Source organism: Dictyobacter halimunensis, from assembly GCF_036245075.1.
Genome location: NZ_BSRI01000002.1, coordinates 5,363,628 through 5,379,619 on the forward strand (window position 1 = coordinate 5,363,628; position 15,992 = coordinate 5,379,619).

21 protein-coding genes are annotated in these 15,992 nt (G+C 57.4%); 7 read left to right on the top strand and 14 right to left on the bottom strand.

Annotation, left to right across the window (positions count from 1 at the left end; genetic code table 11):
- Positions 1–93: 93 nt before the first annotated feature.
- Positions 94–1,101: an alpha/beta hydrolase gene (locus AABA21_RS36295; RefSeq protein WP_338257728.1), complete on the bottom strand. Its 1,008-nt coding sequence runs from the start codon at positions 1,099–1,101 to the stop codon at positions 94–96.
- Positions 1,102–1,367: 266 nt separating this feature from the next.
- On the opposite strand from AABA21_RS36295, the gene AABA21_RS36300 reads away from it, so the two are divergent.
- Together AABA21_RS36300 and AABA21_RS36305 are read left to right on the top strand one after the other, a co-directional pair.
- Complete coding sequence (locus AABA21_RS36300; RefSeq protein WP_338257729.1) at positions 1,368–2,393, top strand: MerR family transcriptional regulator; 1,026 nt, start codon at positions 1,368–1,370, stop codon at positions 2,391–2,393.
- A gap of 95 nt (positions 2,394–2,488) precedes the next feature.
- Entirely contained in the window at positions 2,489–4,021 is a 1,533-nt protein-coding gene (locus tag AABA21_RS36305) for a family 20 glycosylhydrolase (protein WP_338257730.1), read from the top strand.
- A gap of 100 nt (positions 4,022–4,121) precedes the next feature.
- Here AABA21_RS36305 and AABA21_RS36310 read toward each other — a convergent pair whose 3' ends face one another.
- The 5 genes from AABA21_RS36310 to AABA21_RS36330 all read right to left on the bottom strand — a co-directional run bounded on the left by AABA21_RS36310 (position 4,122) and on the right by AABA21_RS36330 (position 8,292).
- A complete protein-coding gene (locus AABA21_RS36310) occupies positions 4,122–4,760 on the bottom strand; it encodes a hypothetical protein (protein ID WP_338257731.1) in 639 nt (212 codons plus the stop codon).
- A 106-nt stretch (positions 4,761–4,866) separates the two neighbouring features.
- Positions 4,867–6,243 carry an acyltransferase family protein gene (locus tag AABA21_RS36315; RefSeq protein WP_338257733.1) on the bottom strand — a complete coding sequence of 459 codons (1,377 nt, stop codon included), beginning with the start codon at positions 6,241–6,243 and terminating at the stop codon, positions 4,867–4,869.
- An 80-nt stretch (positions 6,244–6,323) separates the two neighbouring features.
- Positions 6,324–6,770 (bottom strand): hypothetical protein, encoded by a 447-nt coding sequence (locus AABA21_RS36320; protein ID WP_338257734.1) that lies wholly within the window; start codon positions 6,768–6,770, stop codon positions 6,324–6,326.
- 159 nt (positions 6,771–6,929) lie between these two features.
- Complete coding sequence (locus tag AABA21_RS36325) at positions 6,930–7,484, bottom strand: PNPOx family protein (protein ID WP_338257735.1); 555 nt, start codon at positions 7,482–7,484, stop codon at positions 6,930–6,932.
- A gap of 373 nt (positions 7,485–7,857) precedes the next feature.
- A complete protein-coding gene (locus AABA21_RS36330; protein WP_338257737.1) occupies positions 7,858–8,292 on the bottom strand; it encodes a VOC family protein in 435 nt (144 codons plus the stop codon).
- A 181-nt stretch (positions 8,293–8,473) separates the two neighbouring features.
- Here AABA21_RS36330 and AABA21_RS36335 point away from each other — a divergent pair, with 181 nt between their 5' ends.
- Both AABA21_RS36335 and AABA21_RS36340 read left to right on the top strand, forming a co-directional pair.
- Positions 8,474–9,025: a hypothetical protein gene (locus tag AABA21_RS36335; protein WP_338257738.1), complete on the top strand. Its 552-nt coding sequence runs from the start codon at positions 8,474–8,476 to the stop codon at positions 9,023–9,025.
- Positions 9,026–9,132: 107 nt separating this feature from the next.
- A complete protein-coding gene (locus AABA21_RS36340; RefSeq protein ID WP_338257739.1) occupies positions 9,133–9,621 on the top strand; it encodes a GNAT family N-acetyltransferase in 489 nt (162 codons plus the stop codon).
- Between the two features lie 83 nt (positions 9,622–9,704).
- Here AABA21_RS36340 and AABA21_RS36345 read toward each other — a convergent pair whose 3' ends face one another.
- Both AABA21_RS36345 and AABA21_RS36350 read right to left on the bottom strand, forming a co-directional pair.
- On the bottom strand, positions 9,705–9,968 hold the full coding sequence (locus AABA21_RS36345; RefSeq protein WP_338257741.1) for an SDR family oxidoreductase: 264 nt from the start codon (positions 9,966–9,968) through the stop codon (positions 9,705–9,707).
- On the bottom strand, positions 9,965–10,201 hold the full coding sequence (locus AABA21_RS36350; protein WP_338257742.1) for an SDR family NAD(P)-dependent oxidoreductase: 237 nt from the start codon (positions 10,199–10,201) through the stop codon (positions 9,965–9,967). Before AABA21_RS36350 ends, AABA21_RS36345 begins: the two co-directional genes overlap by 4 nt.
- 263 nt (positions 10,202–10,464) lie before the next feature.
- Between AABA21_RS36350 and AABA21_RS36355 the strand changes: the two genes are divergently transcribed.
- Positions 10,465–10,938, top strand: coding sequence for a GNAT family N-acetyltransferase (locus tag AABA21_RS36355; protein WP_338257744.1), 474 nt, complete (start codon positions 10,465–10,467; stop codon positions 10,936–10,938).
- A 264-nt stretch (positions 10,939–11,202) separates the two neighbouring features.
- Here the strand turns inward: AABA21_RS36355 and AABA21_RS36360 are convergent, their stop codons facing one another.
- The 6 genes from AABA21_RS36360 to AABA21_RS36385 form a co-directional block, all read right to left on the bottom strand.
- Positions 11,203–11,325: a hypothetical protein gene (locus AABA21_RS36360; RefSeq protein ID WP_338257746.1), complete on the bottom strand. Its 123-nt coding sequence runs from the start codon at positions 11,323–11,325 to the stop codon at positions 11,203–11,205.
- 333 nt (positions 11,326–11,658) lie between these two features.
- A complete protein-coding gene (locus AABA21_RS36365) occupies positions 11,659–12,165 on the bottom strand; it encodes a DinB family protein (protein ID WP_338257748.1) in 507 nt (168 codons plus the stop codon).
- Positions 12,166–12,291: 126 nt separating this feature from the next.
- Positions 12,292–12,801 (bottom strand): hypothetical protein, encoded by a 510-nt coding sequence (locus tag AABA21_RS36370; RefSeq protein WP_338257750.1) that lies wholly within the window; start codon positions 12,799–12,801, stop codon positions 12,292–12,294.
- Between the two features lie 310 nt (positions 12,802–13,111).
- Positions 13,112–13,348, bottom strand: coding sequence for a hypothetical protein (locus AABA21_RS36375; protein WP_338257751.1), 237 nt, complete (start codon positions 13,346–13,348; stop codon positions 13,112–13,114).
- Positions 13,336–13,788: a MerR family DNA-binding transcriptional regulator gene (locus AABA21_RS36380; protein ID WP_338257753.1), complete on the bottom strand. Its 453-nt coding sequence runs from the start codon at positions 13,786–13,788 to the stop codon at positions 13,336–13,338. The genes AABA21_RS36375 and AABA21_RS36380 overlap by 13 nt, the downstream gene beginning before the upstream one ends.
- A gap of 455 nt (positions 13,789–14,243) precedes the next feature.
- Complete coding sequence (locus AABA21_RS36385; protein ID WP_338257754.1) at positions 14,244–14,609, bottom strand: winged helix-turn-helix transcriptional regulator; 366 nt, start codon at positions 14,607–14,609, stop codon at positions 14,244–14,246.
- Positions 14,610–14,805: 196 nt separating this feature from the next.
- On the opposite strand from AABA21_RS36385, the gene AABA21_RS36390 reads away from it, so the two are divergent.
- The gene (locus AABA21_RS36390) at positions 14,806–15,477 is read left to right on the top strand and encodes a class I SAM-dependent methyltransferase (protein ID WP_338257756.1); all 672 of its coding nucleotides are present in this window, start codon (positions 14,806–14,808) and stop codon (positions 15,475–15,477) included.
- A 33-nt stretch (positions 15,478–15,510) separates the two neighbouring features.
- Positions 15,511–15,984 carry a hypothetical protein gene (locus AABA21_RS36395; RefSeq protein WP_338257757.1) on the top strand — a complete coding sequence of 158 codons (474 nt, stop codon included), beginning with the start codon at positions 15,511–15,513 and terminating at the stop codon, positions 15,982–15,984.
- The last annotated feature ends 8 nt before the right edge of the window (positions 15,985–15,992 follow it).

The following is a 15,992-nucleotide window of genomic DNA, read 5'->3' on the forward strand; positions in this document are numbered from 1 at the left end:
CGCAGGAATGATATAGTATGTTTACTGTTCTGGCAATATCTGCGTTACTCTGTAGTTCGGCCACCTCTCTGCACGAGGTGGCCGAGGATGTTTTTAATCGATTTGCTCGTGCAGCCAGGCGCTGATCGCGTCACACACCCGGCTGTCCGTCTCCTCATCCATCGCCATGGCGGCCTGTGGCGTGGCGAATGAGGCGGCGCGCTTGTAGAAGTGCTGCAGCTCGGGGAAGAATGCCAGCCGTGTTCGAGCGGGATCGATGGCGTGGCGCGCCTGGTAGAGTCGCTCGCCGTTGTCGGCGTGCACTCCCGAGTCATCCATGCCGCCCTGCACGATGAGTACGGGGCATTGCACCCTGGCGATCTCCTGGCAGGGATCGATCGCGTCGTAGTCGCGCATGTACTGGCGACCTTCGTGGCCCTGTGGGTTGGCGGGATCCCAGTTCTGCACAAAGAAGGCCATGGTCGGATCGGCCTTGATCTCCTCCGGGAAAGGCTGGCCGGCCCGCAGCAGCTCGAAGACGCGGATGTAGTGAGCGGCATTGACCTTGAAGGCTCCGAAGTCGATGATCTCGCCCTGCTCCTTCGCCATCTCCTGCGCTTTATGGATGAAGAGATCCATGTAGCGCAGCGCAGGCCCCGAGAGGCTGATGAGGGCGTCTATGCCCATGGTAGGCTGTTGCGCGAGCAGCATGGCGTGTACGCTGCCCTCGCTATGTCCGGCGAGCGCTAGCCCGCGCGCCTGCGGTACTAGTTCGCGCAACCGGCTGATCGCCGTCTCGGCGATGTAGCGTTGTCGCGCGAAAACGCCATCCCGTCCGACGCGTTGCTTATCCACGATCTCCGCCCCTGCCCCATCGCCGTATTTGGCGTAGCGCAGCACCGCGTGTCCCCGAGCGGCCAGTTGCCGTGCCAGGTCCGCATACATATGGGGCCGCATCGGTGTCCCTGGATAGTTGCCATCCACATCGTTGGACATCGAGCCGGGCAGCAGCAGGACGCTCCACTTTACCGCCTGCGCTGATGGCAGCGTCAGCGCGGCTGGCAGTCGATAGCCCTCCGCTTCCAACACAAAGTGCTCTTCTCTATATGATTCTTGCTCCATCAATGGATTCCTCCCTGTACAATATTTTGACTCTCATCAGCTGAGAGTGTACACTCTCCAGTAACTGGAGAATCAAGGGGTTGGCTGGCGGAGGCCAGAAGTTTGTGATGATGGGGAAGTCTGGCGCCCCCGCACGGGCGTCCGCATGTGCGGGGGCGCCACAATCTTATAGAGCATTGAGGTAAAAAATGGGTGCTGAGCACCCATTTTTTACCTCAATGCTCTATAAAACCTGTTGAGCGCCGAAGGCGCGTTTGAGGAGGGATATGAACGAGGAGCGGGAGAAGCTATATGGCATTGGGGAGGTCGCGAAGCTGACCGGTGTGCCCATTAAGACGATCCGTTATTATACCGATATTGATTTGTTACCAGCCACGGAGAGGACGGAGGCGCGCTTTCGCCTCTACTCGATGACGGCGATCTGGCGGCTGCAGCTGATCCGCGTGCTGCGCCAACTCGAGTTTAGCCTGGAGGAGATCCGGGCCATGCTGGTGGGGAATCTCTCGCCGGAGATGGCTATTGACTGGCAGCTGGAGGCGGTGGGACAGCACATCGATCAGCTGCAGCGGGTACAGCAGGTGCTCCGGCAGGCTCGTGAGGTTGGCCAGCGGCCGGGGCAATCGATCGATAGCCTTTACCAGCTCGGTTTGGCCTTGAGCGAGAATGTGTCCGAGCGGAGCCATTTTGTGACCAGCAAGCTGCACGCCCTGGTGGAGCAGGCTAATCTGCCCGCTGAATGGCGCTGCCAGCTGCTAGAACACTTTACCTGGCACTCGCCCGAGACCCTGACATCCCGGCAGATTGCCGCCTGGACCGAGGTGGTACGCCTCCTCAACGATCCCGCCTTCGCCGAGGAGGCGCTGCGCTTCAACTCGTCTTCGGAGCCTCAGGCAGGCGGCGTAATGGATATAGCTGAATATAACCGGCAGGCGCTTGAGCTGATCCAGCGGGCGCAGTCGCTCGCCGTACAGGGCGTATCCCCTGAGAGCGAAGAGGCGCAGGAACTGTTGTGGACCTGGATCAGGCTTGTCGCCGTCTCGACGCGCCGGGCTATCACGCTGGACTTTGTGCGCGAGCTCTCTGCCCGGCTTCCCAACTCGCCCAGCGACATCATGCAACGCTTCTGGACCCTGATGGCGGAGCTCAGTGGCCGCGAGGCGCCTCTATCCTATAAAGAGGGTTTTGATCTGCTGGCCTCCGCGCTGCGCTCCCTCCTCGCCCGACCCAGGGCGCTTAAAGCCGTGCTGGACGCGCCTGCGAAACAGGCAGGCCGGCCAGGCAGTTTGACGTGACGCTTTCTACGCCATATACTGCGAAGGGCGTCTACACTGGCTGCTTGCGCCAGCGTTCCAGGGAACCTGAGTCTTTTTGAAAGGCAGAGTCGCGTTTGAAAAACCGAAGAGTGCTCTGGCTGGTTGTGATCATCGTTAGTATGGTTCTGGCGCTAATCAGCCTGCCTCCCTTACACCTGTTTACTCCTGGCACGATCCAGATCAATTCAACTCCGGCGGTTGCGCCCGAGCTACGCGAATGGCATGGCGGCACAGGAGAGCTTCTGCTGGGTTCTGGTTCACAGATTGTGCTCGATCCCGCCTACGCCGGGCAGTTGCAGACGACCGCCCGGGTCTTTCAGCAGGATCTGGGCACAGAGATAAACGCGTCCCTGCCAATTGCTCTTTCCAGCAAACCGGGAAAAGGCAACTTTTTCTTTACGCTCAAAACGGCGGACGGTGGCATTGGCAACGAGGGCTATATATTGGGTATCGATGCCTCGGTGACGATTAACGCGCATACGACGAATGGTATTTTCTACGGGACGCGCAGCATTCTTCAGATGGTGCGGGCCTCTTTCAACCACATGAGCCTGCCCAAAGGCCATGCCCGCGATTATCCCCGGTACCAGGAACGTGGCTTTATGCTGGATGTCGGGCGCAAATTTGTGCCCCTTGCTGTACTGGAAGACTATATCCGGCTCATGTCCTGGTATAAATTCAATGATTTCCAACTCCACTTCAACGACAACGCGCTCGGAGCCGGCAATAAGCCTGACTGGCGGCATCAATACGCTGCCTTCCGCCTGAACAGCCCTGCCTTTCCTGGCCTGGCCGCAGCCGACGGTTCCTATACGGAACAGCAGATACAAGAATTGGAGCAGGTAGCCAGTGCGCACGCTGTCACCATTACCCCTGAAATCGATACCCCCGCTCACGATCTGGCGTTGACCCGGTATCGTCCAGACCTGGTCAGCCATCGGTATTCAAAGGAATTTCTGGATCTCAGCAATCCCGCGACCTATAGCTTTGTGAATTCGCTCTGGAACACCTTCTTGCCCTGGTTTCACTCCTCTCAAATTAACATAGGTATGGACGAATACAATTCCAGGGATGCTGACAAATATCGGCGATATATCAACACCTATGATGCTTTTCTCAAAAAGCATGGCAAGACTGCCAGAATGTGGGGCAGTTTGTCGCAAATGCCGAGCAAAATTGCCGTGAAGAACGATATCATCCTTGAAGACTGGGACAATACCTGGGCCAATTCGGTCGACATGGTAAAGAAGGGATTCAAAATCATCAATGCTAACGATCACCTGCTCTATATTGTGCCGCATGCCAGCTACTTCAACGACTTTCTCAACACGCGCCTGCTTTACGAGCGCTGGGAGCCGTACATTTTCGATCTGAACTATCCTTATCTTAATCTCCAGCCTGGCGATCCCCACCTGCTTGGGGCAACCTTCGCGGTCTGGAACGACAAATACACAATCACCAGCGTGGCTGATATTACTGCCCGCATCGAGCCCGCCTTCCCGGTTCTGGGTGCGAAAATGTGGACAGGCTCCACACCTGCCACCAGCTACGAACAATTCGAAAGCATGGTAGGCCAGATCGGCCAGGCGCCAGGCACCCATTTTTAAAAGGATAGGTTCTGGTTCTGGTATGTCTCATTCATCCCTGGCGATCTGCGGTTACGCCTGCTGGCCGCCGCACTGTGCTCCCCCTCGCGCCCAGAGACGCTTAACACTTGCTGGCCGCGTCCGCGGATGTCTGAAGCAGCGCTTCCACCTCGCGGGCGGAGCTTTCACTGAGGCGGTAGATACCCTGCAGCGCCAGCGTGTTCTTTAAGCGCCCATCGCGCAGGTGGCGCGAGAGATCGCGTTCCCGGCGCCGAGAGCGGTAGCGCAGCCGTGCGAGCAGGTCCGGAGGGATACTTAGATCGAAGCGTAGTGGGGTGCTCTCCTCACATTCCACCACCTCGCTGGTACAGGTGGGAGCGAGGGCTGCCACCTCGGGATGGGCGGCGCAATAGCGCTCGAATGGCGTCAACGCCCGACCATAACGCGATGAGCTACTATGCTGACAGGCCTCCTCTTCTGGTGCATCGAGGTGGTCAGCAAAGAGGGTGGTCAGCTGCTCGATGTAATCATCCAGTGTGAGGATGCGTCGAACGCGGGCACTGCCTACGATATAAAGCTCGCCGGAGCGAACAGCAATCGGGTAAAGCATGTCCCCCGCGCGTACGCCAGCTGAGATGAAACTGGGTTCCGAATGGTGTGGACCACCGAAGAGCAGTTCCAATCGGCGTCCCTTCCAGCCGAGTCGACGCAGCGCCGCGCAACGCTCATGGGTCCAGTAAACGGTATAGGCATCAGCCATCAAGCACCTCTCAGAAATAATGTGTGATGAGAGATCAGGCAACCTCATCTACTGGACTTCTTCTTTTTTCGCCGGTTCTGGTCGGAAATGAGTTCCATATTCGGGTTTATCGCTTCGCCCCTACTTGTCTATCGTTGTCCTCGCTCTCGATCTGCGGTAGAGCGGTCTGCTGTACCTGTTCGTGGGCGCGCTGGCGTGCTTCGATCGAGCGGCGCCAGCGATCGCCCAGGCGCATGCCGGGCTTCTCTATCACGTTGTAGGAGAGGATGCAGAAGGGGATGATGCCCACGGCGGCCCAGAGCCAGTAGAGCAGGTAGACGAGATAGTGGTTGAGGTGGGGGAAGAGCGGCTGCTGGATGTGCGCCTGGAAGAAGACGATCAGTGGCAGGTGCCAGATATAGAGGCTGAACGAGATCAGGCCCAGCCAGCGCAGCGGCCGCCAGGTAAAGGGACGCTGCAGGGCCGGGGGACCAAACAGGATGGCGAGTATACACGCCCCATAGCCGATGGCCAGCAGCATCTCGCTCAGCCAGGCAAAATAGGGCATGGCGGGATTCAGAAAAGGCCAGGCCGGAGTCCTGGGATCAGACTGAAAGTGCCAGATGGCTGAGAAGAGCAGGATGGCGAGTCCCGCGCCCCACAGCCAGGAACTCAGGCGCCGCAGCCGTTGTGCAAAAGGCTGTGCCTCGGGTCCCGGTCGGGTCGCGTAGACGTACAGCAGCGCGCACAGCATGCCGACCGCGAAATCTTCGAGATACTTGCCGGTCTGCCCATACACGAAGAAGAGCACGACATCGATGGCCGGACGCGGCAGCAGGAGGGTCGCCGTCGGATTGCCCCAGAAGTACGACCCCACCAGGCGTATGATTAGCCCACCCGCGATCACACCGCAGAGGCAGATTGTCACCGCACGCAGCCTGTGCCCGATCTGTACGCGCCGGAGCAGCAGCGCCATTCCTAACATCAGCAGTGGCAGCAGCAGATAGAACTGCCACTCGACGGCCAGCGTCCAGTAGGGACCATTGAGGACGCGAAACGTCGAGCGCGACGAATCCATAAACAGGGTCAGGAACAGCAGCAGATCGGTCCAGTGGGACGGTTGTAGATAGGATGGTGCGCTCAACGCGATCAGCAGGAAGAGCGAGACGTAGTAGGCGGGCAGGATGCGCAGCGCGCGCCGCAGGTAAAACGTACGCGCCAGCGGCCAGCGACCGCGCGTCAGCAGCGCCTTCGCGTAGGGCAAGAACAGCAGGAAGCCTGAGAGCACGAAGAACAGCGTCACCCCGGTCCCTCCGGCCGCCGCGATCGACGACGCCAGCGGATAGGCATGCCAGTCCCACAGATTATCGCCATTGGTGCGATTGATGTGGAAGATCAGCACAAACAGGATCGCGCAGCCCCGCACCCCATCCAGTGCCGTAATCGTCTTTTTCTGCTCTCCTGATCCCTGTTTCCTTGAAACCTCTTGCTGTAACGTGCTCAATGCCAGCCTGCCTCCTGATCGATAATAGTATCGGAGCCTCCATTATACACAACCAGAGGCAGGCGTGCGATGAGGGGCGTTCAGGCTAAAGCATTGATGGTGTCGATGTGCTCCTGGCAATGCTCGATACAGCCTTTTGTGCGCTCGTAGATATACTGGCCGGGCTGGAAGAAGCTGTCATCCAGCGGCTTGAGCAGTTCAACGGTGCGCTGATATGCCTGGCGCAGTATCCCGGTGAGCGTATCCAGTGACTGATCGCCGACCATAGTCACGATCATGGTGTTGATGGCGTCATTCATGACGTTCTCGCGCTCTTCATCGGTCTCCTCAAGCGGCGCCATGCCGGCCACGATATGGGGGATGCGCACCGTCGCCATGATCTCCCAGCCGGCTATGTGGGCGATGATCTCTCGTGGACCCCACTTGCCATCCCGACCGGTGAGGCCACGCCGCGCCGCCTCATTGGCGATCTCTATCGTGCGCTCATAGGCCGCCGCGAACTCCTGGATAAGCTGATCTTTCTGCATAAATCTCTCCTTTGTATGCATCTTTACATGTTCTATCACTGCAACGCTTCCTTCAGTATACCTGCGCATGCGGTCATTATCATTCCTATTTCTTATAGGGTGGTGTGGCATAGAAAAAGGCCATGGTTGACAACAACCATGGCCTTTTTCCTGATATGGTTAGCGTTCAAGCGCGGACACGAGATCGATCGTTCTGGCCGATGGGGCGGACGTCTCGATGCGCAGCTGCAGGAACTTCTTGAGTCCCAGGAAGCGTAGCATTCCCTGCAGCTGCGCGGGCAGGTCGGCGAGCACGTCGCTTGCCTCGATGATGCTCGGTTCGACGAGCGTGTATGTTACCTTGCTTTTCGTGAGCGTGCAGCGGCCGGTGGCCATCACGTTGCGACACCAGTCGGTGCCTTCCCCGTAGGGCAGTGGAATGATAAAGCGGTTCAACCGTGGCACGAAATCGGCCACCACCGGTGTGGTATAGATACTTCCGGAGCGGCGCCCCGCGTGTTGCAGCACCGCGTAGGGACTCTTGCGGCGCTCAGCGAACTTGAGGACGCGCGGATTGGTGTAGCGTTTATTGAATGCGCGCAGCCGATTAAGAAGCCGCCCGCGGTTGCTGCGGATGAGCGCGATCAGAAACGCCAGCGCCAGTATGGTTTGAATGGCGACCAGCCAGCCTCTGCTGCCGGTGGAGCGTTGTTCGACGCTCCTGGATGTTTTCATAACGGTACCTCTCTTTCCAGGACAGATTCAATATGGAGATTATCTTCCTGTTCCATTATGGCGCATCGATCATACAGAAGCATCACAATCGACCCGCTCCACTTCACAGATCGATAGATGAGCATGGCCCGTTTCCTGGAGGGTTCGCGAGGGGGTGGGATCATGTATTTTTTTCTGGCCTCTGATTGTGCCCAATTTAATTGTACGCAACTCAATTGTGTACAACCATTGTCTATTTTTTACTACTACACAGCCAAGGTAGATGTGTCTGTTGCCATGCGCATCAGTTGTGCCCAATTCAATTGCATACAATTGAATTGGGCACAACTGATCACCGATTTTAAAAACAATATGCCAGGTGCATGGCTTTTTTTTATGATTGGCGTGCAGGATCAGAGAGGGCCTGGCTTCGTGAGCGCCCGCCGAGGGGGAAGCGCTCCCAGGGATTCTCGTTGGCCGTGATCTGGTAACCATCGGGATCGGTGAAGACGAGGGTGCGCCCAAAGGGACCGTCGAAGGGCGGCGTGACGATGGTGGCGTCGGCCGCGACCAGGCGGGCGTGCAGTTCATCGACGTGGTCGCAGTCGATCCAGAGCGCGACGCCCCAGCCGGGACGAGGTGTTTCACCCAGGTCGGCGTTGGCCGCGCTGAGCCCGAAGGGGATCGTGCTGCAATCCAGCAGGACAAAGTCGGGCGTGTCGAAGCGCTCATCGACATCCATGCCTAACACCTCGGTATAAAATGCGCGTGAGGCGGAGAGATTGCGTACCTGCAGGCTGATGAAATCGGGTCCAAACAGTTTTGCCATGCGCGTGTAATCCTTTCTTTTTAAACCCGGGGAACCGGCCCCGGGGAACGATCGCTTTCTTTATACCCATAGTCTACCCGCTGGCTGTGACAGCATTATGTCAGTAGCGAACGGGATTCTTGCAGGGTAAAATATAAAATATGGTAGTAGGAGTAAATTACTTGTCGGAGGAAGGAATGAGATGGAACAGGCTATTTATCATATGCGCCCGCCGCAGATGGTAGGTGAGGTGCTCTATCCTCTCAACGCCTTGCGGCAGCTTTACCCTGATATTTACGAACGCGAACGCTTGAAATATCAGGATCATCCAAGCCGTATGACTTTGCCACAGCAAGTGATTCCTAAGCTCAATTGCCTCTGGAATGATGTGGTACAGTGTAGTCCCATTCATCCGCACCTGTTATACCTGGCGCTGCGTGAGCGTGGGCTGGCGGTGCAGCCACAGCGCGCCTTTTTTCGGATTCCGCTGCTTGCTGTTCGGGGAAGTCCCATAGCCATAGTAGATGCGTCTGGCCCCGCTGCTACTCCTTTGCGCGAGGATGATGTGTGCCTGTTTGATGAGGCTTCCTATTGTGAGCTGGACGTTGTGCCGGAGAAGGCGCTGGCGTGGTACGATCAACTGGCCCGGCGGGAGAGGCGTGGTGGGCTCTTTGCGGGAGTACCGCATGTGATGGTACAGGGACCTATATCGATTGCGCAGGCGCGTACGATATATTGGGGCGATCCCCTGTAAGCTCTTCTATGATGCTTGTTGTTTGGAAATGAGGCTTCATGCTATAGTAGCGGGCGAACCGTTAGAACGTTTTTCGCCCGCGTGGCGTTGAAAGAGGGAATGAATCTGTGTTTATCTTGCGCCGCTACACCTCCACAGACCAGTTGGCTGTGGAGCACCTGCATGTGTCCGCCCTGCAGCAGACGGGGGCCTACCTGGGGCGCGGTCCCTGGGATGATGATGTCTATGCTATCGAGGAGGTATACCTCAAGGATCAGGGAGAATTCCTGATCGGTGAAGATGACGGACGGATGGTGGCGATGGGGGCTCTGAAGCGTACGGGGCCGGGGCGGGCCGAGATCAAGCGCATGCGCATCCATCCCGATTATCAGAGGCGTGGCTACGGCCAGCTCATCCTGACAGAACTGGAGGCCCGCGCTCGTGCGCTTGGCTACCAGACCCTGCATCTCGACACTTCTATACTCCAGATTCCGGCTCAGAAGCTCTACGAAAAGAACGGCTTTCGCGAAGTCGGCCGCACCCACTATCCGCAGCATGTAGACAGGGAGACGCACCAGCTGCTTGAGGTCATCCTATACGAGAAATCCCTGAACTGACCACGATACGCGCTTGCTCTACCAGGCGCCTGTGGCGGATGGGATGCGCTTCCCCAGCCGGGGAAGCGCATCGTGCGTGGCTGCTATGCCTGCAGATAGCCACCGTCTACCACGACCAGGCTGCCGGTCATATAGCTGGCCATGCCGCTGACCAGGAAGAGAGCGGTTTTGGCGATGTCATCTGGCACACCCATGCGGCGCAGTGGTATCTTCACGCTGAACGCCTGCAGAATCTCCTGAGAGGTTGTGGGGCCGCTAGCGCCGGGCGTCTGGACGCCGCCGGGGGCGATAGCGTTGACGAGGATGTTGTGCGGACCAAACTCCAGCGCCAGCGATTTCGTCATCATGGCGACCCCGCCTTTTGAGGTGTCATAGTGCACGAGCATGCCCGCTCTTTGATCTGTGCCACCGTCGCCTGCGCGGCCTCCAGGTTAATATCGGTAATCATCACCGCCGCCCCCGCCTCGGCCAGGCGCAGCGCGATCCCCTGCCCGATCCTCATCGCTCCGCCCGTGACAATGGCGACTTTTCCATGTAGATTCAGTAGATCTGTGATGCTTTGCTGTTGCTGCTCTGTCATATAGCCTACCTTCCTTCCCTGGATAAGCATTTTGAGATGGGTGGATGAGTATGTGTCATCTCGATTACCCACACATAGTATCGCAGGAGACCAATACAGGCGGATCACAGATGGGCTGGCCGCGTCACGGCTATGTCACAGGATGCCGCTGATACTGTGGGTAGGGGTGGGCTTGAAAAAGCAACAATAATTGCGGTATGTTTTAAGCAGGCTGATATGCTCCTGAGGGGCACCAGATGCGGGGAAGAAAGGGAGTGGCGTTAATGGATGAAATTTCGATGCGGGAGGTGACGCGGGAGAACTGGCGCGCCAGCCTGGACCTGGCGGTCAGGCCGGAGCAGCAACGCTTTGTGGCCGATTATGTGCCGGTGGCGGCGATCGCGCTGGCCAAGGCCTACATCCGCCCGGGCGGACTGATCTGGGTCCCCTATGCGTTCTATGTCGAGCGCGAGATGGTCGGGTTCGTCGTGCTGGCCTATGAGCCGGGGCGGGCGGACAACTACTGGATTTTTCACTTTTTCATCGACCAGCGCTACCAGGGGCGGGGATATGGGCGGCGGGCGCTGAGCCTGCTGCTGCGCTTCGTGCGCGAGCACTATCCCTACTGCCGGGTGCTGCAGCTCACCGTCCATCCCGAGAACGTGCACGCGCAGCGCCTCTATCGCGGCGCCGGCTTTCAGCCTACCGGTGACTTCTCCGGCGGCGAACCGATCTACCGGCTCGCCCTTTCTTCCTGATGACTGTGGGTAAGGAGATGTATTTTGTCCGACTTCTATCTCAGCCGCATTCGTATCTATCCTATCAAGGCGTGCGCCGGCACAGATGTGCAGCTGGCGGGCAATATCTGCTTTCACAGGCAACCGGCGTGCTGCGCGTGGGCGATAAGGTGGAGATCATAGAGCAGCAAACGCCTTCTGTTATCCAATGACTGTTGCTGCGGACGTGCAGGTCAAGAGCGGGGTGTTTTCTTGAGAAAACACTCCGCTCCTGAAACGATGAATTTAGATGGATGCGCTGGCGACGTGATCGATCTGGTCCTCCTGGGCGGGAGGGATTATGTTGGAACTGGTAAGCAGTTTGATGGCGATCATCGACGCGCCCATCCAGCCGATCAAGGTTCCCAACCGCAAGGCGCCCGGCGCGTGAGTTCTTTCACTACCCGGTCCAGGTCTGTACCTATGGTGCTTTTCAGGAAGGTGAAGGCCTGGAGAAGGCCCTGGCCTACCTGCCCTATGCCGCCGGCATTGGCCTGGGGGACGCGTGGCTGCGCCAGTTCTACCTGCCCGTAGATGATCGTCTGCCGCCCTGGTTCACTATCAGCAGCAATGATTCGGCACGCCGTCGCGCGGCCTTTGAACGTACCATGTATGTCGCCGGCATCCTGGTCCCCAAAGACAAAAGGACGGCCAACTATAGCGCATATAGATAAGAGACTTCCTATCTATATGCGCAGCACTCTAGCCGGGGAAGTCTGCCGGGATGTTGTGGATGCCAAGGGTGAGCGAGAGCTCGCCGCCGTGGTGCAGATCATGTTCCATCACATGCCAGACGATCCAGGCGCGCGACAGGTAGACCTGTTTGCCGTCTAACTCATCGGGGAAGGTTTGTTGCATGTCGTCGGAATTCCAGCGAGCCAGGCAATCTGAGATGAGCTGCCAGGTGAGATCGAGGCCCTGGACCAGTACGGTGGTGGTTGGAATGGATGACTCCTGTCGCAGCGCAAGCTCGTTTAGCTGCAGGTACGCCCCCATCTCCTCGCCAAACTTTTCTCCCATGGTTATGATGAACCAGCCGATACGGGTACCGATGATGTGCAGGGTGTTCTCGCCGAGGGAGCGTAGGTGCGGCGCGGGGCGCAGCGCCAGCTGCTCCGCACTGAGCGATGCCACCGCCTCCTTAATGTGATCCTGGTACTCTTTCCAGGCGGAGTAGAATGTCGTCAGCGTAAAGTTGTCTTCGGCCATAGCATGTCTCCTTTGTGTGTCTTTTCCTACAGGTTAGCACGAAAAGTGGCGAGATTCCGCCCTAATAGCAATGAATTTCAGCGCCAACCATGCTCAGCAGATAAAGATCAACCAGACATTCTGGCTTCATCGCATCAAGGCCATCTCTGTTTGCATCTTCTTGAGAAGAGGCCCGCTATCCTTGGGATCGAAGGATTCAAACCCGTGAAGATCGAGATCACGTCTCAGCAGGAACAATGCGGCATGGCGCCACTGGACCAACTCAGGGGGGAGTGCTCCCTGCTTCCATTCCAGACAATAGTGGCGTAGCCCCTTTAAGGCCCCTCGCGTACTCGCTTCCGCGCATAATCCGCCTGGAGAATAGAGCCATGCGTGTATTGCCCGACCAATCTGTTGCGCTTTCGCTGGCGTGAGTGGATCTGGTGCATGTTTCGATAATTGCCCGAGCAGTTCAAACATTTCGGGATAGGATGTTAGACGTGTTTTGTACAATTCGACTGAGTAGGAGGTCTTGAGATCAATAAGCCATCTGTTTTTTTCGCGCTGTACCTGGTTCCAGGTGAAATAGCCACCAACCCCGGCAGTGGCGATTGCTACCAGCGCAGAGATGAGCGCCGTTTGCATTTCAAGAGGCATAAGTTGTTTCCTTTGCCATCATTAAAGTTTCTTCTAAAGAAGCATCGTCGCTTCCTTTTGGCCGTAAAAGAAATATTCATCCTAGTGTGTCTGACTCTCGTCATCCTGGAGGCACGTGAGCGCCCCCGCTACGCGGCCACACTGGTATGGTGTGTTGGTGCAACAGGGGCGCGAAAGCGCCCCTGTTGCACCAACACACCATAGATTTGTGAGCACCATAGGTGCGAAAGCTCAGGCGTGCTGCAGGCGATGATCATGAGCATCAGACACTCTCTGAGGCTGGAAGCACTGCAAGAGGCGCGATTTTCATTCATTGGCGAGAAGAAATGGAAGTTGTGCGCAGGCGCCACCAGCGGCGCAGGGCTACCAGTGCCCAGATGCCTTCTACAACGCCGAAGGGCCAGGTTCCCGAAAGCCATCCATAGAGAGATGATGCCGCGCAGGCCAGCGCGAATACCAGTACCCAGAGATGTGAACGATTTTCAAGCGCATAGGCGAGGAGCATAATGCTGACGGCTCCTGCGCCGAAGAGTGTTAAAGGGGCCATTGTCCATCCTTTGTATCTACCGGTGCCATGTGAGAAGAGCTTTCGTCCTTGCCTGCCTCCAGGCATTCTTCTAAGTGGCTGCATCTGCATTGCGACAGCCGCTCCAGTAAGCGTTTGGCCTCTTGCGCGCGGGCGATCATTTCCTCGACTTCCAGAAGTTTCTGTTGAGCCAGCAGGCTCCAGCGTTCGCTTGCAGGAGTCTCAGAGGAGAAGCCTGCTACCAGCACATGCATTTCCGCGATCGTAAATCCAGCCTGCCGGGCCATCTGCAAGACGCCCAGGAGATCCAATACGCCGGAATCATAGCGACGATGCCCTCCCGATACCCGCCGAGGAGCGGGGAGTAGACCCATACTTTCGTAGTAGCGGAGCGCGGAGGTTCGTATCTCTGCTCGGCGTGCCACTTCCCCGATGGAGAGCTCTTCCATGTGTTCTGCCATTTTTTTATCCTCTTGACTTCAAGTGCACTTGAAATTGTATGCTTGCACCAGCATTATATGCAAGACGATAGGAGGGTTTCTTTATGTCATTCCAACCGACGGAGCCAGTCCTGGCATGTAATATCTCTGGCATTCCTCAAGAATGTCGTCAGTCATATCAGGCTGCAGTTGAACACGTCTTTGCAAGTACGCAAGAAGTACGAGAACTTGCGACCGGGTATGCGTGGCGACTTTGTAATGAAACAGAGATTATACAATCCCTCGTAACCTTTTTGAGCTATGAAAGGATCTGTTGCCCATTCTTTCATTTTACGTTGGAGATTGAGCCAGGCCAGGGAGCAATCTGGCTCAAGATTACAGGGACAAGCGATGTGAGGGCATTCATTCAAAGTGAAGGATGGGTCGTCCCTGACAAAAAAGGGTAGCGCCATCGGCATTCCCTCTTCCTCTTTTCCTTATTCCATGCATGGAGAGTGATCAGAGGGTTGGCGGCAGGAGGTGTTCTGTTGGGCGCAGTACCATTCGCCCCAGATGGCGAGCTGGCGGATGATGGGCTCCAGGCTGCGCCCGAGCTCGGTGAGGGAGTATTCGACTTTGGGGGGGACCTGCGCGTAGATCCCGCGGCGGAGGATGCCGACCTGCTCAAGCTCGCGCAGCTGCATGGTGAGCACCTGCTGGGTAACGTCGGGGAGGAGCCGCTTGAGCTCACCGAAGCGCCGAGTCCCATCAAGAAGGTGCCAGACGATGAGCGGCTTCCATTTTCCACCTATGACCGAGAGGGTGACATCGACGGGGCAGGCGATCTCCTGTAGTTGCTTCATGTCGATCCCTTCCTATTTCTCTCTGTAGTATGAATTTTGTGACTACGTCACTAAAAATTGCGTACTTGTTTTTTACATCTCTACCATATAAATTCATTGTAACAAGTTATACCGCGTTTCGCAATCTATTAGTGTTATATTCGTATAGTCATAGGCGTTCTCGCGAGGAGACCTATAGTAGAAGGAATAAGTATTCATGAGTAGTATAGAGAAGAAGGTGGAGCCAACAGGTGGGCGCCCTGTCAATCCTGCGTTGCGCCGTCCTTTTGATGGGACTGAGACCTGGTATGAGCAGGTTTATACGCACGCGGGCGAGGATGTCAATAAGGTGCCGTGGGCGCGGCGAAATAATACGCCGCTGCTGCTGCCGTGGCTGGATGGTCAGAGTATGCGCGGGCGCAGGACGCTGGTGGTTGGCTGCGGCCTGGGAGATGACGCAGAGGCGCTGGCCGAGCGCGATCTGGCGGTAACGGCCTTTGACATCGCGCCGAGCGCCATCGACTGGTGTCGGCGGCGCTTCCCTGCGTCGACCGTCGACTACCAGGTGGCCGACCTCTTCCATCTGCCCGCCGACTTTCAGCGGGGCTTTGAATTCGTGTTTGAAGCCCTCACTATCCAGTCGATGCCGCCGCGCATGCACGCGGACGCTATGGAGGCCATCGCCGCCTGCGTCGCGCCCGGCGGCACGCTGCTGATCATCTGCTATGGTCGCCAGCCGGGCGAGCCGACCGATGGACCTCCCTGGCACCTGACGCGCGGCGAGCTGGAGCAGTTTCGCCAGCTTGGTTTGCAGGAGGTTCGCTTCGAGGAACACATGGAAGGAGGCACCCCGCTCTTCCTCGCCGAATACAGTCGCGCCGCATTGTAGCTGCGTCCCTCGCGGACGCCTGGATAGGAGATCATGATGAAAGCGATTCACAGCATATCGTTGATCGGGCGACTAGCCCTGATGGCCGCCCTGGTGCTCGGCCTCATCTTATGGATCATGCAGATAGGCGCGATCAGCGTCCACATCAGTAGCGTGCTTAATACGATACTGCGCGATATTCATCAGCTGCTGGGAGTCAGCGGCGCCATCCTTCTGATCGCTCTGGGAGTGGTGGCGATGCTCAGGCCTGGTGCACGATCGTGGGCGGCGGCCGGCATCCTCTACGCGTTTGTCTTCCCGGCCTTTGGTTTGCTGCAGGAGACGCTCTTGTTGGGCGGTCTGCACTGGCTGGTGCAGATCGTGCACCTGCTGCTGGGGATCGGCGCGATGTACCTGGCGCGTGAGATTGAACGGCGCTACCAGCGGCTCATTCAAGACGTGGAGGGCGGTATCGTTCCTGTCGCTACGGCTACACCTCCGCTGGGTAGTCAGCGGGCTACCAATTGAGAGAAAGG